Origin of the sequence: Hymenobacter jejuensis (genome assembly GCF_006337165.1) — a bacterium.
Taxonomy (GTDB): Bacteria; Bacteroidota; Bacteroidia; order Cytophagales; family Hymenobacteraceae; genus Hymenobacter; species Hymenobacter jejuensis.
Window position 1 is genome coordinate 1,766,674 of record NZ_CP040896.1, and the last position, 22,945, is coordinate 1,789,618.

Annotated in this window: 21 protein-coding genes; 9 read left to right on the top strand and 12 right to left on the bottom strand. The window is 55.8% G+C overall.

Going from position 1 to position 22,945, the window contains the following annotated elements; all coding sequences use genetic code 11:
- Nucleotides 1–72 precede the first annotated feature (72 nt).
- From treA to FHG12_RS07165, 3 genes are all read right to left on the bottom strand, one after another.
- The gene (treA, locus tag FHG12_RS07155; protein WP_139515078.1) at nucleotides 73–1,635 is read right to left on the bottom strand and encodes an alpha,alpha-trehalase TreA; all 1,563 of its coding nucleotides are present in this window, start codon (nucleotides 1,633–1,635) and stop codon (nucleotides 73–75) included.
- A 61-nt stretch (nucleotides 1,636–1,696) separates the two neighbouring features.
- Entirely contained in the window at nucleotides 1,697–2,653 is a 957-nt protein-coding gene (locus tag FHG12_RS07160; RefSeq protein WP_139515079.1) for a cation diffusion facilitator family transporter, read from the bottom strand.
- A gap of 184 nt (nucleotides 2,654–2,837) precedes the next feature.
- On the bottom strand, nucleotides 2,838–3,932 hold the full coding sequence (locus FHG12_RS07165; RefSeq protein ID WP_139515080.1) for a PAS domain-containing sensor histidine kinase: 1,095 nt from the start codon (nucleotides 3,930–3,932) through the stop codon (nucleotides 2,838–2,840).
- Nucleotides 3,933–4,232: 300 nt separating this feature from the next.
- On the opposite strand from FHG12_RS07165, the gene FHG12_RS07170 reads away from it, so the two are divergent.
- Nucleotides 4,233–5,564: an NAD(P)/FAD-dependent oxidoreductase gene (locus tag FHG12_RS07170; RefSeq protein ID WP_139515081.1), complete on the top strand. Its 1,332-nt coding sequence runs from the start codon at nucleotides 4,233–4,235 to the stop codon at nucleotides 5,562–5,564.
- Nucleotides 5,565–5,653: 89 nt separating this feature from the next.
- Here FHG12_RS07170 and FHG12_RS07175 read toward each other — a convergent pair whose 3' ends face one another.
- A complete protein-coding gene (locus FHG12_RS07175; protein ID WP_139515082.1) occupies nucleotides 5,654–6,157 on the bottom strand; it encodes a cupin domain-containing protein in 504 nt (167 codons plus the stop codon).
- A 168-nt stretch (nucleotides 6,158–6,325) separates the two neighbouring features.
- Nucleotides 6,326–7,198 carry a hypothetical protein gene (locus FHG12_RS07180; RefSeq protein ID WP_165699325.1) on the bottom strand — a complete coding sequence of 291 codons (873 nt, stop codon included), beginning with the start codon at nucleotides 7,196–7,198 and terminating at the stop codon, nucleotides 6,326–6,328.
- Nucleotides 7,199–7,441: 243 nt separating this feature from the next.
- Here FHG12_RS07180 and FHG12_RS07185 point away from each other — a divergent pair, with 243 nt between their 5' ends.
- Entirely contained in the window at nucleotides 7,442–9,073 is a 1,632-nt protein-coding gene (locus FHG12_RS07185) for an amidase (RefSeq protein WP_139515084.1), read from the top strand.
- A 92-nt stretch (nucleotides 9,074–9,165) separates the two neighbouring features.
- Here FHG12_RS07185 and FHG12_RS07190 read toward each other — a convergent pair whose 3' ends face one another.
- Together FHG12_RS07190 and FHG12_RS07195 are read right to left on the bottom strand one after the other, a co-directional pair.
- Nucleotides 9,166–9,618: a hypothetical protein gene (locus FHG12_RS07190; protein WP_139515085.1), complete on the bottom strand. Its 453-nt coding sequence runs from the start codon at nucleotides 9,616–9,618 to the stop codon at nucleotides 9,166–9,168.
- Between the two features lie 60 nt (nucleotides 9,619–9,678).
- Complete coding sequence (locus FHG12_RS07195; protein ID WP_139515086.1) at nucleotides 9,679–10,911, bottom strand: BamA/TamA family outer membrane protein; 1,233 nt, start codon at nucleotides 10,909–10,911, stop codon at nucleotides 9,679–9,681.
- 357 nt (nucleotides 10,912–11,268) lie between these two features.
- Here FHG12_RS07195 and FHG12_RS07200 point away from each other — a divergent pair, with 357 nt between their 5' ends.
- From FHG12_RS07200 to FHG12_RS07215, 4 genes are all read left to right on the top strand, one after another.
- A complete protein-coding gene (locus FHG12_RS07200; protein ID WP_139515087.1) occupies nucleotides 11,269–11,901 on the top strand; it encodes a helix-turn-helix transcriptional regulator in 633 nt (210 codons plus the stop codon).
- Between the two features lie 82 nt (nucleotides 11,902–11,983).
- Nucleotides 11,984–13,021: a hypothetical protein gene (locus FHG12_RS07205; RefSeq protein ID WP_139515088.1), complete on the top strand. Its 1,038-nt coding sequence runs from the start codon at nucleotides 11,984–11,986 to the stop codon at nucleotides 13,019–13,021.
- Nucleotides 13,022–13,082: 61 nt separating this feature from the next.
- A complete protein-coding gene (locus FHG12_RS07210) occupies nucleotides 13,083–13,970 on the top strand; it encodes a hypothetical protein (protein ID WP_139515089.1) in 888 nt (295 codons plus the stop codon).
- An 18-nt stretch (nucleotides 13,971–13,988) separates the two neighbouring features.
- Nucleotides 13,989–14,408 carry a hypothetical protein gene (locus tag FHG12_RS07215; RefSeq protein ID WP_139515090.1) on the top strand — a complete coding sequence of 140 codons (420 nt, stop codon included), beginning with the start codon at nucleotides 13,989–13,991 and terminating at the stop codon, nucleotides 14,406–14,408.
- 80 nt (nucleotides 14,409–14,488) lie between these two features.
- Here the strand turns inward: FHG12_RS07215 and ettA are convergent, their stop codons facing one another.
- Nucleotides 14,489–16,153, bottom strand: a complete 1,665-nt coding sequence (gene ettA, locus FHG12_RS07220; protein WP_139515091.1) for an energy-dependent translational throttle protein EttA — start codon at nucleotides 16,151–16,153, stop codon at nucleotides 14,489–14,491.
- A 501-nt stretch (nucleotides 16,154–16,654) separates the two neighbouring features.
- Here ettA and FHG12_RS07225 point away from each other — a divergent pair.
- From FHG12_RS07225 to FHG12_RS07235, 3 genes are all read left to right on the top strand, one after another.
- Nucleotides 16,655–17,962: a DUF349 domain-containing protein gene (locus tag FHG12_RS07225; protein WP_139515092.1), complete on the top strand. Its 1,308-nt coding sequence runs from the start codon at nucleotides 16,655–16,657 to the stop codon at nucleotides 17,960–17,962.
- A gap of 135 nt (nucleotides 17,963–18,097) precedes the next feature.
- A complete protein-coding gene (locus FHG12_RS07230) occupies nucleotides 18,098–18,319 on the top strand; it encodes a DUF2795 domain-containing protein (protein ID WP_019948259.1) in 222 nt (73 codons plus the stop codon).
- Nucleotides 18,320–18,398: 79 nt separating this feature from the next.
- Nucleotides 18,399–19,139 (top strand): ABC transporter ATP-binding protein, encoded by a 741-nt coding sequence (locus tag FHG12_RS07235; RefSeq protein ID WP_139515093.1) that lies wholly within the window; start codon nucleotides 18,399–18,401, stop codon nucleotides 19,137–19,139.
- A gap of 83 nt (nucleotides 19,140–19,222) precedes the next feature.
- Here the strand turns inward: FHG12_RS07235 and FHG12_RS07240 are convergent, their stop codons facing one another.
- From FHG12_RS07240 to FHG12_RS07255, 4 genes are all read right to left on the bottom strand, one after another.
- The gene (locus FHG12_RS07240) at nucleotides 19,223–19,747 is read right to left on the bottom strand and encodes a GNAT family N-acetyltransferase (RefSeq protein WP_139515094.1); all 525 of its coding nucleotides are present in this window, start codon (nucleotides 19,745–19,747) and stop codon (nucleotides 19,223–19,225) included.
- A gap of 91 nt (nucleotides 19,748–19,838) precedes the next feature.
- Nucleotides 19,839–21,011, bottom strand: coding sequence for a lycopene cyclase family protein (locus FHG12_RS07245; RefSeq protein WP_165699326.1), 1,173 nt, complete (start codon nucleotides 21,009–21,011; stop codon nucleotides 19,839–19,841).
- A 64-nt stretch (nucleotides 21,012–21,075) separates the two neighbouring features.
- Nucleotides 21,076–21,723, bottom strand: coding sequence for an RBBP9/YdeN family alpha/beta hydrolase (locus FHG12_RS07250; protein WP_139515096.1), 648 nt, complete (start codon nucleotides 21,721–21,723; stop codon nucleotides 21,076–21,078).
- 176 nt (nucleotides 21,724–21,899) lie between these two features.
- Entirely contained in the window at nucleotides 21,900–22,763 is an 864-nt protein-coding gene (locus FHG12_RS07255) for an LOG family protein (RefSeq protein ID WP_139515097.1), read from the bottom strand.
- Nucleotides 22,764–22,945 lie beyond the last annotated feature (182 nt).

Here is a 22,945-nt window from a genome sequence, read left to right on the forward strand (position 1 = left end):
CCTCCTTTTTTAAGGAGGGGAGCTAGTTTTTTTAGCTTTGAATTATTAATAATTAAGGTATTGAGTTAGCAGCTACTCTACTTTGTACTGGTCCATCATCTTGAGTAGCACGCCATTGGTCCAGCCGAAGCCATCCTGAAGCGGATATTCGCCGCCGCCGGCTTTCAAGTGGGTATCCAGCACATTGTATTTCTCCATCAGCTTGCCCGTTTGCTGGAACACACTGACGTTCAAGTCGATCCAGCGGGTGGCAACGGTGCGGGCTAGCTCGCGCTGGTTGTAGTGCTCCAGGCCATCGACGGCCATCCATTGCAACGGAGCCCACGCGTTGGGGGCGTCCCATTGCTGCCCGCTGGTGTTGGCCGTCGTGACCAAGCCGCCGGGCTTCAGGAAGTTGGCCTTCATGTACGTAGCGGCCCGCGTGGCCTGCGTGGGCGTGGCAATTTCGAAGCTTAGTGGGTACGCCCCGGCCAGCGAGTAGACAGGCGAACGCTGTTTCAACTTGAGGTTGTAATCGACGAACCAGCCGACTTTCTCATCCCAGCAGTAAGCCAGAATGGCCTTCTTGCGCTGTTGAGCACGACTCTGGAAAACCTTGACTTGCTGTGCGTTGCCCTGAATCTGGTAAGTCTTGGCAATCGTATTTTCCAGGGCGTAAAGCAGGCAATTCAAGTCGACGGGCACAATGGACGTCGTTTGAATGGTGCCCAGCTTGCCGGAAGGGCCCATCCAACGGGTGCTGAAATCCCAACCGGAAGCAGCAGCGGCGCGCACGTTGCGATAGAATTCGGCGGGCGGCTGCGGGCTCGACTTAGCATTGGTCACGTCGTCGGCATACGACTCTTCGCGGGGTTGGTCGCTGGTATCCCAATACCGATTCAGGACTTCGCCGCCAGGCATGCGCACCGCGCGAAGGCGCATGCCGCCGGGGGCTAAGGAGTCGGCGCCGGCCATCCAGTACGCGTATTCTTTCAGCAATTGTGGCTGGTAGCGCAGCAGCGTTTTTTCGCCTTCGTCCTGCGCCAACAGGTTGACCATGAGGGCGAAAAACGGCGGCTGCGAACGCGTGAGGTAGTACGTGCGGTTGCCATTCGGGATAAAGCCCAGCTTATCAATGAGGTAAGCGAAATTATCGACCATGTTGCGGATGACCGGCGTCCGCTTGCTTTCCTTCAAGCCCAACATCGTGAAGTACGAATCCCAGTAGTACACTTCCCGAAACCGGCCGCCGGGCACAATGTAGGGGTGCGGCAGCGGCAGCAACGACGAGTAGCGCAGGGCGGCGGTATCGTCCTGGCGGCGCTGCAACACGGTCCAGAGTGTGTCGACGTGCCGACGGATGCCACCAGTTATATTACTCTTATACTGACCGTTAGCGGCGGCCGGTGCTGTAAAATAAGCCTGCACAAACTGCCGCAGGTCGAAATCCGGCTTGCCTTTTTGCTCGGCATAGGCTTTCATAATCTGCGCCGGGCTTTGCTTAGGCAGGGCATCCACAAACGTTTTGTTGTCGGGGTAGACGTGCGTCAGCTGCACCGCTTCAAACAAGCCCGGATACAGCTGCCGGGGCGAAGGACGCTGGGCCTGCGCCGCCAGCGCTAGGCAAGTCAGGAAATAAACCAGTATTCTTTTCATTCGGGGTGGGCTTACGGGGTGATCGACAACCTACAAAAGGCAGGACAGAGGAGGGCAAAATTTACGAATTCTCTGACTTAGCTTCGTCAACGGTCAGAAAAGCAGGCTGGATGAACACGTGCTTGATCTCCGGGTGTTGGGTCCGGATGGCAGCTTGCAGGCGATTGACGGCCTCGGTGACTTGCGTAGCCGAGTACTCGGGGTGAAACGCGACCTCAAGCACCACCAACAACTCCTGCGGGCCAAGGTAGGAAGTCATGGGGTCGGCGGCCGAAACCACGGCTTCATCGGCACGAGCAAGGGCGGCGACCTGCGCGCGGAGGGCAGGCTCGGCGGGTTCGCCCAGCAGCAGGCTTTTGCTTTCGCGAATGAGCAACACCGCTATCACAATCAGAATCAGGCCGATAACTATGGAGGCAATGCCATCCAGGGCGGTGTTGTGCAGGAGATGGCTCAGCAGCACCCCCAGAAAAGCAACGATGAGGCCGAGCAGGTCGGCGGCATCTTCGAAGAGCACTACGAAGGTGGAGGGGTCCTTGCTGCGCCGAAAGGCCGACCAGAACGAGCGGTCGCCGCGCTGGGCATTGAAGGTGCGCAGGGCCAGCAGAAACGACGAGCCATCGAACAGAAAAGCCAAGCCCAGTACCACGTAATTCCAGGTGGGGTCGGTGAGGGGCGAAGGATGCCGCAGGTGTTCAATCCCTTCGTACAGGGAAATGCCGCCGCCAATGGAAAAAATCAGGATGGAGACAATGAACGACCAGAAGTACAGCTCGCGCCCGTACCCAAAAGGGCGGTGGTCGTTGGCAGGGCGCTGGCTTTTGTTCAGGCCCAGCAGCAGCAGCCACTCGTTGGCCGTATCTACCACCGAATGTATGCCTTCCGAGAGCATTGCCGAGCTACCCGTGGCGGCGGCGGCCACAAATTTGATGATCGCAATGGCCAGATTGGCGGCCAGCGCTCCGTAAATAGCGATGCGGGAGGACGGAGCAGCGGGCGTATCGGGCGGAGTAGCCAAGGGAAGCGGGGATAAAGCCAACTGCCGACGCCGGTCCGTCGGACCAAAACACCACGTCGCAAGCCGGAGAGTAAGAAGATTGTATCTTGATGTAGCTAGTACGGCGCCACGGGCCAACGGACTTACCCGCCCCGCGAATATTACTCAAGCCGCTTGCCGACTACACACATTAATCAATTGTAAATCAATTACTTACATTGATCGGCAATTTGATATAAAACGTTGTGCCGCGGTTTTCGGCGCTTTCAAACCAGATGCGGCCTTGGTGCAGCTCGACGATGGTTTTGATGATGGACATGCCCAGCCCCGTCGATTTTTCGCCCCGCAGGCCCGGCCGCCGCGCTTTGGTGAACTTTTCAAACAACACGGGCTGGTACTTCGGCGGAATCCCGACGCCGTTGTCCGACACGGTTACGAGGACGTGTTCCTGATCGGTCTGGGCCACGCTCAATTCGATGCGACCACCATTGGGCGTAAACTTTATCGAATTTGAAATCAGGTTGTTGATGGCCTGCATGAACTTGTTGTTGTCCAGCTCCAGATAAATCGGGTCGGCCGGCGCCCGAAACTCGAAGTGCTTGGCGATGTTCTGTTCCGATTTCTGGTATTCCTCCAGCACCGCCCGCAACGACTCGACCAAGTCGGTGCGCTCGCGGCGCAGCTCCACGTTGGCCGACTCCATAAACTCGTTGTCGACGAAATCCTGAATAAGGTTGACGCTGTCGCGGCAGGTCACCTGAATGATGCGCAACAACTCGTTTAGGTGGCTGTCGTGCAGAACCTCCGCTTTTTCGCTGGCGTATTCGGCCAGCTGCTGTACCAAGTTAAACGGGCCAGCCAAGTCATGCGACAGGATTTCCAGGGTGGCGTTTTTCTTAGCGTTGAAGTTGTCGGCGTTGTCGATGTACTGGCGGGTTTTGGTAATGTCCTGAATATGCCCCGCTATAAACTTCTTATTGTCAGGAACTTGCACCAGATCGGCCGTAACACACAGCCACTGCGTTGTGTCGTCGGGGCCTTGCAGCCGCAATTCGGCATCTTCTACCAGTTCGCCGGCCACGACTTGGGCAAACAAACTGGCGGCGTATTCCTGATCGTCGGGATGCAGCCGGGCCAGCAGATCGGGCAGTTCCTCGTTTACGCGTTCGACCTTACCGCCCAACAGGCGCTCGTAGGCCGCGCTCACGTACTGCACCTGCCGGGCCTGTAGCTCGTAGGCAAAATACAGCAGATGACCGCGCTCGGCCAAGGGCTGGAACAAAGCCGCAAAATCAAGCATAGGACAAAGTATAATTGCTCTTGCGAATACGGTAGTTCTTGGCAGCCGTTTCAGAGACGTGCGCGCTCAAACATAAGTATCTAATTATTAATTGATTAGCTATTTACTCGTTTTTCTACTCGGCGACTCCACAAGTAACTTTCAGCTGGCTTTTTGCGTGGCAGCCCGGCAACTTCGCAACTCTCTGCCAGCGGCCTGCACCATCGGAGGCGTTTGCTGCGTAGAGGGTTGCGGCGCCGCGCTGCACCGAAGCCGCTGGCCGCCGTTGCTGCGCTTTACTTCACTTATTTACCTGTTGCCATGGAAGGTTTGGCCAAAATAGAAGACTTGGGAAAACCGCGCGTTGTGATTGTAGGCGGCGGCTTTGGCGGCTTGGAGCTGGTCAAAGCCCTGCGGCACGTCGATATGCAGGTGATCCTGATCGACAAGCAGAACTACCACACGTTTCAGCCGCTGCTCTACCAAGTCGCCACAGCCGGCCTCAGCCCGGACGATATTGTGTCGCCGTTTCGCAAAATCATGGACGAGCAGGCCAATTTCTACTTCCGGCTGGCCGAGGTACAACGCGTAGACACGGTGGCGCAAGTGGTCGAAACATCCATTGGCTTGGTCAAATACGATTACCTGGTTGTTGCGACCGGGGCCACCACCAACTATTTCGGCGACGAGCAGATGCAGCGCAACTCCATCGCCATCAAGAGCGTGGAAGACGCCATCGAGCTGCGCAACACGGTGCTGTCGAACTTCGAAAAGGCCCTCCAACTCGGCGACGAGGAGCAGATGAACAGCCTGCTCGACTTCGTGATTGTGGGCGGCGGCCCCACGGGCGTCGAAATTGCGGGGGCGCTGAGCGAGTTACGCAAGCACGTTTTCCCCAAAGACTACAAAGAGCTGGATTTCAAACAGATGGACATCCATCTGGTGCAAAGCGGTCCGTCGCTGCTAAAAGGCATGTCGGAAGAAGCCGCGCAGAAATCATTGGAATACCTACGCAACTACGGCGTCAACGTGATCCTGGACCGGCGCGTGAAGTCGTACGACGGCTACACGGTCACGCTCAATACCGGCGAAACGCTCATCACGCGCACCCTGATTTGGGCCGCCGGCGTGGCGGGTGCACCCATCGACGGCATTCGCAAAGAAAGCCTGCTGAAAGGCGGCCGCTACCAGGTAGATGAATATAACCGAGTGGCTGGCTATGAGAACATTTTCGCCCTCGGCGACATTGCCGCCATGATTACTCCGGCCACGCCCGAAGGCCACCCGATGGTGGCGCAACCCGCTATCCAGCAAGGACATCTGTTGGGGCAGAACTTCGCCCGCCTCCTGGCCAAGCAGCCGCTTCAGCCCTTCCACTACCACGACAAAGGCGCCATGGCCACCATCGGCCGCAACCTCGCCGTGGCCGACGTGAAACTAATGGGCAAGGATTACCGCACGCAGGGTTTCCTGGCGTGGCTGATGTGGACGTTTGTGCACTTGATCTCGCTGATCGGTTTCCGCAACCGGCTGTTTGTGTTGCTTAGCTGGACGTTTAGCTACTTCAGCAACGACAAAGGCCTGCGCTACATCATCGGCAAGCGCCGCGAGCCCATGCCCGTCGAAGCCACCACGGAAAAGGCCATTGTGTAGCTATGTAGTACTAAGGACTTACCCTAAAAGCCAAAGACCCCGTATCGGCCGATACGGGGTCTTTTTATAAATACTTCTAAACAAACCTGTTATCTGCCAAAGTCATCCTGTACCCGCACGATATCATCCTCGTTGGATGGATTTTGGGCGTCGGTGTGCTGCCAGATTTCGGCCAGCACGCCCCAGTCGTTGAGGCCGACCAACCGATGGCGCTCGCCCTGCTTCAGGGTGATTAATTCGCCGGGCTGGTAAGTCCGCACGGTGCCTTCTTCGTCGGTTGGGCTGGTTACGACGCCCACGGGGCCTTGCAGCACTTTCCACACCTCGGCGCGGCGGTGATGGTATTGCCACGAAAGCCGCTTCTCGGGCGCTACAATCAGGATTTTGGGGCTGAGTTTGCCGGCAATCCGGAGCTGCTCGACGGGCAGCCCGTTGAAATAGGTGTCGGCAAAGGCCGGGGCCTGGTCTTCGCTGATCACAAAAAACCCACCCCAGGGCCGGGTTTGATCTTGCCGGTCGATGTTGAAGCCCTGTTGCTTGAGCTTCTGTTCGGTTTCCCGGAAAATGGTTAGTTTTTGTGTGTCTGTGCTCATGGCGGGAAGGCAGAAAGAGGTTGGTATGCGACCAAAGGTTAACAAGTGAAGCTCAAGATTACTAAATCTCAGGACTTGTTAGGAAATGTATGTTGGCAGCTATAACCAGAATAGTAACCAAGTACTAACGTTGCTCGAATTGACTAGTTAGTGTTCTCTAAGCTGATTTCAATTAGAAGAACCTGCCTGCTTTACAATTTGGGCCCAATTTTCTTTAATGAAGCGTACAGCATTCTTGGTACGCGGAACTCTATCCTGCTCTAGGTAACGATCTAATTCCTTTCCCATCGCTTCAAAAGAAGCCGGTTTCTGCAAGCTCGGTGGGTTTTCGCGCAGCCATTGTGACGCGCCAAGGGTTTCAGCAGAAGTACCACAGTTGACCAATGCATCCAATGCAATCAAGCTCAATGGGCGGCCTGCTTGCAACCAACGCAGTACTCGTTCCCACGTGATGCCGACAGCAGCACAAGCTAAGCCAAAGCTTCCGGGAACATTCCTGATGGAACGGCAGTGAGTTTCTACCCAATCTAAAGCGCTGTTTCCAGGCAGTCCAATCAAACATGTAATGTGTTCCGCTAAGCCTTTTTCATCCAGTTTGGCCAAGGCAGGTAGGATAGTTTCATTGGCTTCTACACTGGGAAAGCAACGTGCTATTGCGTGAGCGAAGAGCAGCACTTCGTGCGGATCTTCATAGTGACCAAGTCGAAACCTGACCCAAGCATAAGCTTGAATACCAAGCGATTCTGCTGCTATCTCTAAGCACTTTGGCAACAAGAAAGGATTAAGAGCTAGTTTTTCGTCGAGTACTAGTAATACTTCGTTGGGTTCAAATTCAGCTAGGAAAGCTGTCACTTCAGAAGGATAAAGCCATTTAACGAGTGCATAGTCCACTAAACGGCTCACGTTGCCCCCCAGACTAGATAAGGTTGGAAAAGCCAACTGTTCTTCGTGTGCGATAGCTTCCTCAGCGGCGTACGCTGTACCGTCGTCATCGTAAAAGTCATCGCTTAGCTCATACTCTCGCCCGTGGACAGATACCAAGTTGAAATACTCAAGCGGCCTCAACGCCCTACTAAGTAATCGCTGGTAGCAGGGCTGGCAGAGGCTATAAGGAATTACGGACTCGTTAAGCTGCTTTATGAGAGCAACGGACCTATTTCGACAAGCTTCGCAAAAAGAATGCATCAAACAGCAGAAGAATTAGTCAGCAAAATACTACGCCACCATCCAAGGGTCTTAAAATCGCGGGGAAGATCTTGCTATCTTACTCACAAAAAAAGACCGATGAACCGAAGAATCTTTTTACGGAATGGCTCCCTGGCTGGCCTGGCGCTCTCTACCCTTTCCCTCAGCGCTTGCGGCTCCGGCGCCCCCGAGCAAAAAGATGCCGCTGCTGCCGATACGCCTTCGGGAAAGCCCGAGAAATTCGAGCTGGACGAGCTGACCATCAACGAGTTGCAGGACAAGATGCGCAGCGGCGCCCACTCCGCGCACTCCCTTACCGAACATTACCTCAAGCGCATCGAGGCCATCGACAAAGGCGGACCGCAGCTGCATTCGGTTATTGAGCTTAACCCCGACGCTCTCACCATTGCCGACTCGCTGGACCAGGAGCGCAAAAACGGCAAGGTGCGCGGGCCGCTGCACGGCATTCCGGTGCTCATCAAAGACAACATCGACAGCGGCGATAAGATGATGACCACGGCCGGCGCATTGGCGCTGGTCGGGCACAAAGCCACGAAAGACGCCTTCATTGTCAAGAAGTTACGTGATGCGGGCGCGGTGCTGCTGGGCAAAACCAACCTCAGCGAATGGGCCAACTTCCGCTCCACACATTCTACGAGCGGCTGGAGCGGGCGCGGCGGCCAGACCAAAAACGCCTACGTGCTCGACCGAACGCCCAGCGGCTCTAGCGCGGGTTCGGGCGTGGCGGTGTCAGCCAACCTGTGCGCGGTGGCCATCGGTACCGAAACCGACGGCTCGGTGGTGTCGCCCTCGTCGTCGAGCGGCATTGTGGGCCTCAAGCCCACGGTGGGATTGCTGAGCCGGAGCGGCATTATCCCGATTTCGGCCACCCAAGATACGGCTGGCCCCATGACCCGTACCGTCCGCGACGCGGCCATTCTGCTTGGCGCGCTCACGGGCGTCGATCCTGAGGATGCCATTACGAAGGAAAGCACCGGCAAAGCGCAGACCGACTACACGAAGCTACTGACTAACAACGCGTTGCAAGGCAAGCGCATCGGCGTAGAGAAGTCGCATGTGCAGGGCAATCACCAAGCGATTCCCGTCTTCAAAAAGGCGTTGGAACTGCTAAAAAGCCAAGGCGCCACCGTGGTGGAAGTGGATATTGTGAAGCCGATCAGCGCCATTGGCGAAGCCGAATTTACGGTGCTGCTCTACGAGTTTAAGGACGGCGTAAACAAGTATTTGGCCACGGCCAACGCGCCGGTGAAAACGCTAGCCGATGTAATCGCTTTCAACCAGAAAAACGAGCCCAAGGCCATGCCTTACTTCAAGCAGGAAATCCTGGAAATGGCCCAGAAGAAAGGCGACCTCAAGAGCAAAGAGTACCAGCAGGCGCTGCAAAAAGAAGTAAGCACCGCTCGCCACGTGCTCGATAACGCCCTGAAATACAACAAGTTGGACGCCATCATCGGCATTACGTCTGGGCCCGCCGCCTGCATCGACCTTATCAACGGCGACTACTCCACCGGCCTTGACTTTTCGACGCCGGCTGCCATTGCCGGCTACCCGCACCTCACTGTGCCGATGGGCCAAGTATACGGCTTGCCCGTAGGAATTTCGTTTGTGGGCCGAGCGTACCAAGAGGCAGAGATCTTGGCGCTTGGCTACGCTTACGAGCAGGCATCCAAGCACCGAACGGCCCCTACGTTTCGCGCGACTTTTATCTAATCGATCTAATGCATAACTATCACATTGCGAGATAGTTATATACTATCCTAAGCAGCCGCTTTCTTCGCCTCGGGCAGAGCGGCTGCTTGGGGTTACATGATGGCGCTCTGGCTGAGTTCGTGCTGCTCTTCCAGCCGGCAATTGTCCAGCCAGCTCATGGCTATATGTTCTTCCACGAAGCGTTGCACACGGTAAGGCCGTCCGTCGAAGTAGGTAAGGGGCGGCACGGTGGCATCCGCTTCCAAATCGTTGAGGTGGCTGGGGGCAAACAGGTAGGCCAGGCTTACTTTGCTGCCCAGGCGTGGCGCTAACTGCGGGAAAAAAGTTTGCTGCATCCACGACGTTCCGTCCTGGTTGGCGTGGTCGCGGCGGCGCACATCCACCAGCCACCGCCGACAGTTCTGGCTCACGGCTACATCGAGTAGGTCGTGGTAGCCTTGCTGCATCTCGGAGGGGGTTGTCTGCCGCATCCACCGCCCCACCAGCACATTCAAATCAGACCGAAATACGATCTGGAGGTATTCCTCGGAGGGCAAAGTCAGCATACGGCACGGGGTTAAGTGCTAAAGATAGGCAATGAAGAGGCGCCCCTCCCCCAGCCTGGGTCAGAATACTTCGCCTACGTTGAACGACAACGCCCGCGAGCCATCGCTGCCAAAGCCGTAGTCGACGGCCAAGTTGGTGCGCGATAACTTGTTCATGTTGAGGCGCAAGCCCAGCCCGGCGGCCGGCGCGACCTTATCGAAACGCCAGGCCGACGCCGACGGCTCCGACACCGTTTGCACGTTGGTAAACACCACCCCGCCCAGCAACCGGTTGTGCGTAATGCCAAAACGATATTCGGCTTCGCCGTACAGCAGGTTTTTGCCCCGAAAACGCCCCTGAATAAAGCCACGCCCCAAGTTGTTGTAGGTGTCCCAGCCCGTGCTGGGCAAATCCAGGAAGGGCGGCGTGCCGTGCAGCGTCAGGGCATTATACGACCACAAAGCCAGAATATTTTTCGACTTCGGGCGCAGGTGCAGGTAGTGGCGCGCATCCAGCAGCAGCGTTTGGAAGTTGGTATTGCTGCCCAGTACCTGCAGGTTGGGGCGCACCAGCAGGTTCACGTAGGTGCCGCCGTCGGGGTTGATCGCGTTTTCGCGGCTGTTGTAGAGCAAGTTCAGCGATACGCCCGACGAGACCGTGGAGCCGCGCACCCCGTGATGGTAGTCCGAAATCTGGTACACCTCCTGCTGAACGGTGTGGCTGTCGATGTTCCAGTGGTAATCCAGCTGATAGCCCAAGCCCACATAGAAACTCGTTTTCAGTTTCCGCAGAACGTTCTGATACACACGCAGATACTCATAATCCATGAGCACTGCCCGGCTGGTAGAAGTGTGCATGCCTAATCCGTAGGTACTCTGGGGGTAGTGCATCACGCGCCAATCGCCCACCCAGTTGACGCCGTTGTCTTGCCCCCAGATCGACGAGGTAGCATTCAGCAGCAACTGCTTGTTTTGCGTTACCGACAGGGCTGCCACAATTGTCGACATATTGGCCTGAGGCTCGTGAAACGCAACGCTGGTGGCTACTTGTACCAAGCCGCGGGTCTGGAGCGTGTAGCCTAAGGTAGGAATGACGGCCACAAACTTGTGCCCTTCCTGCAAAGCCAGCGTATCACGGTTGACGGGATGCAACCGCGGAACCAGTCCATGAATAACATCGGCCAAATCGCGTTGGGCCGCATCCACAGTTGCCTGACGCCCAGAAGCAGCCGCCACAGTATCGACTTGGGCATAACTCGTATTCGCTGCAACCAGCAGAATGCCAAGAAGTATTACCCGAAAAATATAAAGCATAACGCTAGTAATACAGCCTGGCCACAAGTCCTTTAACTAAGTGGGACACGAAAGCAGGCAAAATGTTTTGCATCGCGTGGCGCCAGTGCCCTATTCGTACGACATGGCCACAAGAAATAAGCAGTTGCAAAGATCACAAAGGTTTGTTAGTAAGCGAAAAGACCTTGTTGCTCGATTGCATAGGGGCATTGATATACAATTACTTATATAGTTAAAAATGAAGATTACATTGAGTAGCTGCTGCCAATTCTTACGGGTCAGCAGCAAATTATACCCGCCCCGATTACCGTATCACTCCTATTGCTTTCGGTCTATTCTGGTCTTCTTCCCATTATTCTATTTTATCGATACAGTTCTATGCTCACTTCTTTCAAAGCTGCGCTTATTGCGGCAGCGCCCACCCTGCACCGCCAAGGCTTGTTGTTTACGCTGCGCGACACTTGGCCCGACCTTTCCATCACCCTCACTCCTGACCCGGCCCGCCTGCCCGAGTTGCTGAAAGCCGGGGGCTACAACTTAGCCATCCTCGACCTTCCCCTGCTGGGCCCAATTCCTCCGGTGGTGCTGGCTCACCTGCGCCTGCTGTATCCGCGGGTGCCGATGCTGCTGCTCACCGGCCAGCGGTTACAACCAGCCCTGCGTCAGCACCTCACCCAAACCGGATACACCCTGCTTTGCCGCCATGCCACTACTACTGAGGTAGTTACGGCCGTGCACGCGATTCTGGCTCGGAACGAAAGCCCGAGTAGCTTCCCGACTGCACAACCGACCGGCCGTCGCGAGCAGCCCGGCACTGCTTTCAGCGTTCGGGAGTTGGATGTGCTCCGCCTCGTGGTAGCCGATTGCTGCAACCGCGAAATCGCCGATCGGCTGTGCCTGAGCGTGCGCACCGTGGAAAGTCATCGGCGGGCACTGCTGCAAAAGGCGGGCGCCAAAACGCTGGTTGGGCTGGTGGTGCAGGCCGTACGCGAAGGCTGGGTAAGCGCCTAAAATTCAGTGCTGCCACTGAGGCGCGCTGGCCCTATGTTCCTCACGTTTAGCGCAGTAGTCGAATCTGTAGCTGAGCGTAGGTATGCTGAATTATCCAATTCTTGAAATAGCCATTTCGCTCATCTTCATCTATTTGGTATTCAGCCAGATAACGCTTTCCATCAACGAACTCTGGGCCGGGTACTTCAACTACCGAGGCAACTACCTGCACAGTCATCTGGTGCAATCTATCGGACCGATTTACACCGATGGCCTTTACAGCGACCCAACGATTTCGCAGCTCATGCTCCGGCCCAAGCGCTGGCCTCCGTACGTCAGCCAGCGGCTATTTGCGCAGGCCATTATCAATTGGGTAAGCGAAAAAGCACCCGCGCCGCCGGCTGGCAGCCCACCGCTGGCGCGGTTTGCGGCCGGCTTGGCTACGGCTCCGGGTGGCGCGGGCAGCCGTTTCGATGCCTTGCTGCAAAAGCTACTGGCCAGCGCGCAAGGTGCCGTTTTGCCCGCCGAGCAACTCCAAGCCAACTTAGAAGACTGGTACAAGGAATATTGCCTACGCCTGACCGGCTGGTACAAGCGCGACAATCGTATCTGGTTGCTAATCACAGGGTTAGCAGTGGCCATTATTGGCGACGTGGATACCATTCGTTTGACCAAATTCATTGCCCGCGATACCGCCGTCCGTAATACGCTCGTGACGCTGGGCGAGAGCCGAGCCGCCGAGCCCCGGCCCGCAGAGACGCCGGGCGTAGGTCTGCCACCCGCCCAGGCCGGCTCAGGAGCGCAGCCCCCACCGGAGTTCACGGTCACGGCGCGCCAGTCGGTGGATACGCTTCGCAAGGAATTGCTGGCCATGCAGAAAATCGGACTGCCGATGGGGTTTGGGCAAGCCTTCGACCGCAAAGCCGAAGCCAAGCTGACGAACCTGCCCGAAGATTTGAAGCGCCGCGATGCCAACGGCGACTACAAAAACACGAGCGTAATCATCTGGATGTTATTTGGTTGGCTGCTCACCGGCCTAGCGATGATGGTTGGAGCACCCTTCTGGTTTGACGTGCTAAATCGATTCGTGAACATCCGCAACCTTGGCCCGAAACCAGATACTCCCAACGAGGAGCGCTGAAGCAAGTTGGATACTCAAAACGCGCCCCACTCCGCAGGCAGTCACCTTTTCATGGCTTTGTATGAAACAGAAGACAAATTACCCGTTGTGCAGCCGATGGATTGCGCTGGCGCTTGGGCTACTGAGTGGCTTCCTGCCAGGCTGTGCCAATCTGGAAGCCGTGCGCGAGTTTGCCAAAACCTCCGCGGCCACAGCTGATTATCAGCAGATTGTAACAGATTATGTAGGCTCCCCGGCTCGACAGAAGCTCTATCAGCCAGCCCGGTTTGCCTCTACCCTCGACGAAATAACCCGCGCTCGTACCGCCCAGCAGGCCCGATTGGAAGGCGCCCAAACGGTGCTAGTGCAATACATGAGCGCCTTGGGCGATTTGGCGGCCGATGACCTTCCCGCGGTCGATGCGGAATTGGAAGGCCTTTCCGGCGCTCTTACCGATGCGAAGTTTATCGGTGAGGGCGACCGGGCAATCAGCACTGAAACCGCAACTGCCGCCGGCACCATCGCGAAAGTGCTGCTGCGGGCGGCGGCCGATCATTGGCGACAGCGCCAGATACGAACCATTGTGGAGCAAACCGACGCCAGCCTGCAAACCGTAGTCAAGGGCTTGCAAACTATTGTTCTCAAGGATTTTAGCCTGTCACTCGATCAGGATTCGGTTGCCGTCGAGAAGTATTTCGGGAAAATAAAAGCGGCTGCTGGCACGCTTTCCGACCCCGATGCGGTGCAGTCACTCGCCCGCGTGGTGGAAGTAGACCACATGGCCCGGATCCGGGCACGCCGCGTGAAGCTGCAGACCTATGCCCAAGTTCTCGATCAGATAGGCAAGGGCCACGCCGAGCTGCGGCGCAACGTGGGCCAGCTTAAAGGCAAAGCCTTGAGCCAACGGATGAAGCTATACGCGCAAGACCTGCGCAAGCTCTATAAGGCCTTTGCCGAATTGCAGTCTTAACCCCAAAACCCAGTAGCTATGCCTATTTCAGCAGACCAGGCCCGCGACCTGGCCAAAGCATTTCTCGACGTTTCGCACCAACTGGGTGTGTTCCGATTTGCCAATTGGGCCAGCCTGACTCCAGCCCAAAGGCAACGCATCGAAGATACTGAGTGGGATTTACTCAACTATTCCAGCAGCCTGGTAACCAGCGCAGTAGGCATTGCACTAGATGATATGCAGCACGACCTCGGTACCATCACGGAGGCTACTGTAAAAGCCAAGAAAGCAGTCGAAACCATTGATAAAGTCAAGGACATCATCAAAGTCGCGACGGCAGTAGTAGCGCTTGGCGGCGCCATCGTTTCCAAGAATCCGAAAGCCATTGTGGGCGCCGCCAAAGACCTTTTGGCTACGACCAAAACGCTGGCCAAGAGCCCGGAAGAAGCGCCGGAATAGACTGCGTTTTGGGGCATAAACAAACTCAAAAGGGCGCCTCTCGGTGAGAAGCGCCCTTTTGAGTTTGTTTATAAGTGCTTCTACTGCAACTTCTTATACCGCACGCGCTTCGGCTCTACGTCGCCCAGGCGTTTCTTCTTGGCTTCTTCGTAGTCGGAGAAATTGCCTTCAAACCACGTCACTTCCGAGTCGCCTTCGAAGGCCAGGATGTGCGTCGCCAAGCGGTCGAGGAACCAGCGATCGTGCGAGATGATGACGGCGCAGCCGGCAAAGTTTTCCAGGGCATCTTCCAAAGCCCGGATCGCGTTGACATCCAGATCGTTGGTTGGTTCGTCGAGCAATAGCAGGTTGGCGCCTTGCTTCAGCGTCATGGCCAAGTGCACGCGGTTGCGCTCGCCGCCCGAAAGGCTGCCGACTTTCTTTTCCTGGTCGCCGCCTGAGAAGTTAAACTTCGACACATAGGCCCGCGAGTTCACGGGCCGGCCGGCCAGCAACATGGTTTCGGTGCCGCCCGTGATGGTTTCAAACACCGTTTTGTTCGGGTCGAGGGTTTCGTGCTGCTGATCGACGTAAGCCGTTTGCACCGTGCCACCGACTTCGAACGTACCGGCATCGGGCTTCAGTTGGTTGGTAATCAGGCGGAACAACGTGGACTTACCCGCGCCGTTGGGCCCGATGATGCCCACAATACCGCCCTGCGGCAGCGAAAAGGACAAATCTTCGAACAACAGCTTGTCGCCGAATCCTTTTTTAAGTCCTTGAGCATCAATCACTTGTCCACCAAGGCGTGGGCCGTCTGGAATGAACAATTCCAACTTCTGCTCCTTCTCCTTGGCGTCTTCATTCACCATCTTGTCGTAGCCGGCCACGCGTGCCTTGCTCTTGGCTTGGCGCGCTTTGGGCGACATGCGCACCCATTCCAGCTCGCGCTGCAACGTTTTCTGACGCTTGCTCTCGGTCTTTTCTTCCAGCGCCAAGCGGTTGGCCTTCTGCTCGAGCCACGACGAATAGTTGCCTTTCCACGGAATGCCTTCGCCGCGGTCCAATTCCAGAATCCAGCCGGCTACGTTGTCGAGGAAGTAGCGGTCGTGGGTTACGGCAATGACGGTGCCTTTGTACTGCTGCAAGTGCTGCTCCAGCCACAACACCGATTCGGCGTCGAGGTGGTTGGTGGGCTCATCAAGTAACAGTACGTCAGGCTCTTGCAACAACAACCGGCACAAAGCCACGCGGCGCTTTTCACCACCCGACAGGTTACCGACAATGGCTTCGCCGGACGGAGTGCGCAGGGCATCCATAGCGCGCTCCAGCTTGCTGTCGAGATTCCAGGCGTCGAGCTGGTCGAGGCGCTCCTGCACAGTGCCTTGGCGCTCGAGCAGCTTGTCGAAATCGGCATCCGGGTCGCCGAAGGCTTCGTTGATTTCGTCGAATTCCTTCAGCAACGCCACAGTTTCGGCCACGCCCTCCTGCACGATCTCCATCACGGTTTTGGTGGGGTCGAGGTGCGGCTCCTGCTCGAGGTAGCCCACTGAGTAGCCCGGCGAAAACACGACTTCGCCCTGAAACTGCTTATCGACGCCGGCAATGATTTTCAGCAGCGTCGACTTACCCGAGCCGTTGAGGCCGAGTACGCCAATTTTGGCGCCGTAGAAAAACGACAGGTAGATATTCTTAAGGACTTGCTTCTGAGGCGGGAAGATTTTGCTCACGCCGGCCATCGAGAAGATAATGGTCTGATCGCTCATAGGGAAGGGTAAAAGGTGGTTTTGGTGAGGTGTAAGGAGGCGGCGCTGCAGCCGGCGGCAAGGTAAAGCAGTCTATAAAGCAGTCTATTGGAAAGTCAGAAACTCTGGGTGGCGGGCTGCGCACGCGCTGCGCATTTGCATCTTTGCCCAGAGACTATATTTTGCGTCTTGATCGTTCGTATTCTAGGTTAGAGCTTACCGTATTGTCAATCTGTCATTTCTAACAATTTTCCACTTTTAACCCAACTCCTTCGCGGGCTTCTGCATAACCGAGCGGGCCTGCCGTCCGTAGCCTAATCCGTTAACCAACTCTTTCCCAGAAAGCTCAATCGCAAGGCCGCCCGACCCTGCCCCGACCAAAGGTAGGCAGCTTGGGCTGGTTTCCGGAGCCCGCCGAGGATCGGGCCACGCAGCGAATTTCCGCTGCAAAACGTAAACTTGCACTAGGTTTTCTTCCTTTACAACCATTTCGCCACCTATTCCTCCCGCCCTATCTTAACTATGGAACAAACTGACCACTTGCTGGCCGAAGCCCGCCGTTATGGCTACATCGAGGGCGACCAGGTGTGGCTTCGCCCGTTTATGGACTTGCCCGCGCGGCAGGTTGGGCAAGTAAAAGAATCGGAAGAAGCTTCGCTGCGCTATTTTGCACAGCGTTTTGAAGTATTTCGGGGCAAAGTAGAAGAGCTGCTCACCAAGATCGAGGAGTCGGAGAACAAAGGCTCCTTTTTGATGAAGGCCCTGCATCTGAAAGAGCAGATTGCCGCCTACGACGGCCTCGGCGACTTCGAGAGCCTGCACCGCCGCCTCACTGAAGCCGAAGAATCCATCAAGGTTACCATTGCCCGTAACCGCGAGAAAAACCTGGCCACCAAGATCAGCCTGATTCAGGAAGTCGAGGCGCTGCAACACACGATTGATTGGCAGACTGCCACCGAGCAACTCAAGGAACTGCGCCAGACCTGGATCAAAACCGGGCCGGTTGACAAGCAGCTTACTGAGGAGCTCGAAACGCGCCTGCGCGTAGCCATCGACCACTTTATGGTGAAGAAGAAAGATTTCTTCGCCGACAAGAAGGCTATGGCTAACCGTGTGTTAGACAAGTACATGGATCTGATTCGGCAGTCGGAATCGCTGCAGAACTCCGAGGACTTTGAAGGCACCACCAAGAAGCTCAAGCAGTTGCAGCAGGACTGGAAAGAGGTAGGTGGCTCGCTGCCCCGCAAGCAAGCCAACGACCTCTGGACGCGCTTTCGGGCGGCGCACAACCACTTTTTCGAGCGCCTGAAAGAGCACATCAGCACCAAGCGCGTCGAGAGCAGCCGCGACACCCAGATGGAGGACAATCTGTCGCGGAAACGGGCGCTCGTAGCCGAAGCCGAAGCCCTGCTCAACCGGCCCATGTCGGAAGCGGTAGCGAAGGCCAAGGAACTGCAAATGGCCTGGAAAAAAGTCGGGCCCGTGCGCGGCGAAGAATCGGATCGGGTGTGGGAGCAATTCCTGCTAGCCTGCGATAAAATATTCGAACTCAGCTCGTTAGAGCATTTTATTCGCAAGCGCCAGCCTACCGGCAGCGAGCCGGGCACGCCCGAAGACCAGGTAAACGTGCGTGTGCAAGCCCTCCGCGATTTCATCAAGTACGACCGGCAGGAACAGGAAGCGCTAGAGGACAACTTGGGCAAACTAAGCTCCTCACCCGGCAACGACGCCTTCCGAACTATGCTTCAGGGCAAGATCAGGGCGTTTGAGCGGAAAATTCGTACCAAAAACGAACTGATTGAAATGTTACGCAAGCGCTTAGTTGCGTAGCCCAACCTTCATTTGTATTTTACGTTGTCCTGCTGAAGCAACTATAACCTTGCCGCTGTGTCATACTGAGCCTCGGCCGGATTATTGCTTGCTAGATTATACTTTTGCCAACCTTTTTTTGTAGCACACACGACTATGTATTGGACGCTGGAACTTGCTTCGTATCTGGAAGACGCCCCCTGGCCTGCCACCAAGGATGAATTGATCGACTACTCTATCCGTTCGGGCGCCCCGATGGAAGTTGTCGAAAACCTGCAGGCGTTGGAAGATGACGGCCAGCCCTACGAAAACATCGAGGAAGTATGGCCGGACTACCCGACCAAAGAAGACTTCATGTTCAACGAGGACGAATATTGAGTTGTAGACGTGAGAAGTCAGACATGAGCCGTGCGATGTCGTTCTGCTGGACTATAGTTTGAACGAGCTCGCATTTCGCATGGCTACTCTCTCACCTCTTGAGGTTGAAAATTTGGTTGCGGGGTATGAACAGCGCGTTCTGCTCCGCAACCTTTTTTTTGCGGTGCCTGAGCCGGCATTTGTAGCCATCGTCGGGCACAACGGGTGCGGCAAAACCACGCTTTTCCGAGCCCTTACCGGGCGTTTGCCCTACGAAGGCACCGTAAGAATAACGGGCCGGGACTTGCGTACGGTGCGGCGCCCTGCCGAAACGGGCCTACTGGCGTACTTGCCGCAACGCAGCAGCGTGGGCTTTCCCATTACGGTGCGGGAACTGGTTGTGATGGGGCGCTTTCGGCACCACCGTTTTCTAAGCACTTATAAATCTGATGATTACGCATTAGCAGAAGAGGCGTTAGAGCGCGTCGGGGCGGCCCACTTGATCGACCAGGACTTTACTCTGCTTTCCGGCGGCGAGCAACAATTGGTGTGGCTGGCTCAGTTAGCCCTGCAGGATGCTAGCCTGTACCTGCTCGACGAACCCACCCAGCAACTCGATGTGTACTACCGCAGGCGCGTTTTCGACCTGCTGCAAACTTGGGTGCAGGAGCAGCGCAAAACCGTCCTGTGCATCACCCACGACCTTGAAAACTTATCCAGTCTGCCCGGGTACCTGCTGAATCTTTCGCAGCCGCAGCCGCAATTGGAAACCTTATCGCCTACGACCGTACAGGCCGCCCGTTCCTTCTTGGAAAGCGAAGAGAGCCTGCCGCGCCACTAAGTTTAGGCACTTATTCACTACTACTCCGTTGGAAGGCCATTGCGCAACTACTTGGCAATAAGACAGTTACACAATGGATACATTTAAGCTTCTACCGCGCCGGTAACTGGCTTTTCCAAGCGTAACAACACCAGCGGCTGCCGCGGTACGCCCGCATTGTGATCGGTAGGAAACGGTTCGGGCTGACCAATGCGCTGGAAGCCGTGCCGCTCGTACCACGCCAGCAAATCGGGGCGGGCCTCTAGCACAGTCATCGTCAGAAATTGGCAGCCTTGCTGGCGTGCAAAATCGTTAGCGGCCCCCAAAAGTTGGCGCCCGAGGCCCTGCGCCTGCCGCGCCGGCGACACGGCCAGCATGCCCACATACAGCCGCGTACCCTGAGGCTGCACGTACACGCAGCCCACCAGCTCGTCGGCGTGCAGCAGGGTTAAAATGGTGCCGGTTCGCAGGAGTTCAGTCAGGGATGCTGCATCGGTCCGGGGGCCATCCAGCAAGTGCCCTTCGGACGTCCAGCCGGCCTCCGTGCCTCGGTAAGCCTGATTTATTAAGGATACCAAGGCCGGAATATCCGCAACTGTTGCAGGGCGTGTGAAGAACGGGACAGTCATGAGAGTAATAGCAACAGGTCAGGAAACAAAAACGCGGATGATAGCAGCAAAGGCGCAAAATTACAATGTGATTCGCGCCTTTGTTGCTTACTCATAGCTTGCGCTGCCCCGGCCGGCCGCGCAGCACGTGCCCAATGGATCGCAGAAAAGGCCAAGGTGTGACAGAGTTCATAACCTGCAGATTTTCAGCCCACGACGTGCGCTCATCCAGAAAATCCAGAATGCGCTCGACGGGGTTGCGCGCAAACAACTCCGTAAAAAGGTCGCGCGTCGTTTCTCCGCGGCGCTGCATGATATCGAGCAACAGCGTATCAAACAGCCGAAATTGCCACCGGTCGCCTGTGGGGTCGGCGGGCGGCGCGCCGGTAGCTGCCAGTGCCGCCACCAGCCGTGCCGAATGCTCCTGAATGCGCTTGAAGGCGTAGCCCGTGCTGGGTTTCGCACGGCCGGCCCGTGTACCCAAATTGATGATATGGGCGCCCGAAGTAGCCGGCAGCGGGTGATCGGTCATCGGGATTGCGCCGATCTCTTCGGCCTCGATCCGATACTGCTCTAAGCCCAGCGTATCACGCAGGTATTTTTTTATAAATACTTCATAATCACACTTTTGAAGAATACTGCCTGAAAACAAGGTGTACTCCACTAAAGCTCGGCGCTTACTAAATGGCAGCACATACATAAACCGCGCTTCTTGCTCCTGCGCACCCCGAAAATCCATAAACTCAACCGTGGTCGGATCGAATACATCGCGGTCTGTCTCAATCTCCCAGCCTACAAAATGCTGCAGCAGATAGCGGTATTTATCGGGCCGCCGCGTAATCTCCGGCGGGCGGCTGTCGAAAACATAACGCGCTGAATAACTACGCGTTGCGGTACCAACCGATACACCATCAGATGTATTTTCGATGCTTATAACTGTTTCCTGCACAAAGGCAAACTGCGGGTTATCGGCCAGCGCATTGCGGACGAAACGGTAGAAATCCAGCCCCCGAATCATCTTGTAGCGGTAGCGCTCCAAGTCGAATACCTTCTCTAGATCTGGGCTGCGAAACGCCAGTTTTTGCCATTCATGCGCCACAATACCGTCGAAAGGCGTCGGCGAATCGGCCCAAAACGACCACGTGCGGTCATTTTGGTCTTTGGCCTGCGGCTCAATGATCACTACTCGCTTATCGCGCAGCCGCGGCTCGCAGCTTAGGTAGTATGCCAAACTCAGGCCCGCCGCACCACCACCGGCCAGCAGGTAATCACAATCGTAGTTCACAGCGACAAAAAAAGCACGCGCCCCGGTATAATGTTCAGGACGCGTGCTTTGTAGGGCAGATTCGTTATACCTGTGCTGAATCAGCAGGCTCGGTTAGGGTGCCGGCCAGATCGCGGATCGCATCAAGTACATCCGAATCAAGCTGCGAGCTAAAGTGCTGACGGCCAGCCAATATACTAACGTTGGAATGCAGGCGTTCGACCCACAGGCGCTCGTTTTCCTGAAACTCCGATGTATAAGGGTCATCGTCGGAAAGCAACACTGTGAGTTTGTTTTTGGGAATCAATTGCCGGGCCGCTTCATAATCGATGGGCGCATGAATCCAGTTGAGGATGTCCTGCCACGGGCTATCTACTGAAAACCAGCCCGCTACACACAGTACACCACCAATTAGCGGTGGATTCTTGGAGTATTGCGCGGCCGCTTGAGCCAGATAGTGCAGAATGGCCAGACAGCCCACGCTGTGCCCCACCAAATACACGTTGCCGTTCAGCTTTTCGGGTGGCAACACCTTGGCTAAGTGCTCATTGGCTCGCTCGATAACCGGCAAATCCCAAGCCGGCATGTTCAGCAGATGCACTTGATAGTTCGCGTCTGCAGAAGATTCCAACTGTTGTTTCAACCACGGATACCAGTCGTCGGAAGGCGAACCACCCCACCGCGGAACCACGTACACCTGCTTTGTCTTATTAGCTTGTAAATTTTGTTCCATTACCTGATCGGTATTTTTTATGTGTAATTATTAATCAATATGTTACACGACAATCAAATTCTTGAAATGCAACTCCTTAAAGATAATGCAAACAAGAGGGTTCAACAAATACCAACGAACGCAAAAAGCCGGACGCACGTCCGGCTTTTCGGTACAGTCGATCTTCAGCAGTATGCTTAGAAGTTGGGCGAAAGCAGGTATTTGGAATAGAAATCGTCGATAATTTTTACCGCCGAAGCCGCATCGTCCACGATCTGGACGAGGTTCATGTCCTCCGCAGAGATGTTGCTTTCTTCGTGCAGCATGATCTCTTCAATCCACTTGAACATGCCGTTCCAGTAGCGCGAGCCCACCAGCACGATGGGGAAGCGACCGATTTTCTTGGTCTGAATCAGCGTGATGGCCTCAAACAGTTCGTCGAGGGTGCCAAAGCCGCCGGGCATACCAATGAAGCCCTGTGCGTACTTCACAAACATTACTTTGCGCACGAAGAAGTAATCGAAGTTGATCACTTTGTCCGGGTCGATGTAGATATTATGCGACTGCTCGAAGGGCAATTCGATGTTGAGACCTACCGAACGGCCGCCTTCCGAGCGGGCTCCTTTATTGCCCGCCTCCATAATGCCGGGGCCGCCGCCCGTGATCACGCCGTAGCCGTGGCGCACCAGTTTGGCCGCAATTTCCTCGGCCATCTGGTAATAAGGGTTGTCGGGCTTGGTGCGGGCAGAGCCAAAAATGGACACGCAAGGGCCGATTTTGCCCATCTTTTCAAAACCTTCTACGAACTCGGCCATCACCTTGAAGATCTGCCACGAGTCGGCAATCTTGATCTCGTTCCAGTCCTTGTCGACGAAGGCTTTGCGGATGCGCTGCTCGTCGTCGAGCACTGTGGTACGCTCGCCGTGCTCTTTCTCGCGCAAGTCACTGATAGTCTGAGCTTTATTGTCGTTTACATTAGGCTGAACGATGGTTTTGCCGCTGCCCGCATTTAAGGTTTCGTCGGAAAATTTGGTCTTGCTTGTTTTTTTAAGTTTGCTCATGATCACTGCACTTTTCGCCCGAAACCCGGCTGTTTTTTCGGTAGCCGGCGTTGCGAACGCAATTTTTTGAAAGAAAATAGATAAAACCCGGGCGCGGCCTTGAAAGGAGCGGCTTTTTCGCTTGCCGACGAATACGGGGCGTGCAAGATAGCACTTCGCCCAACTCTGACAAGTCCGGAGAA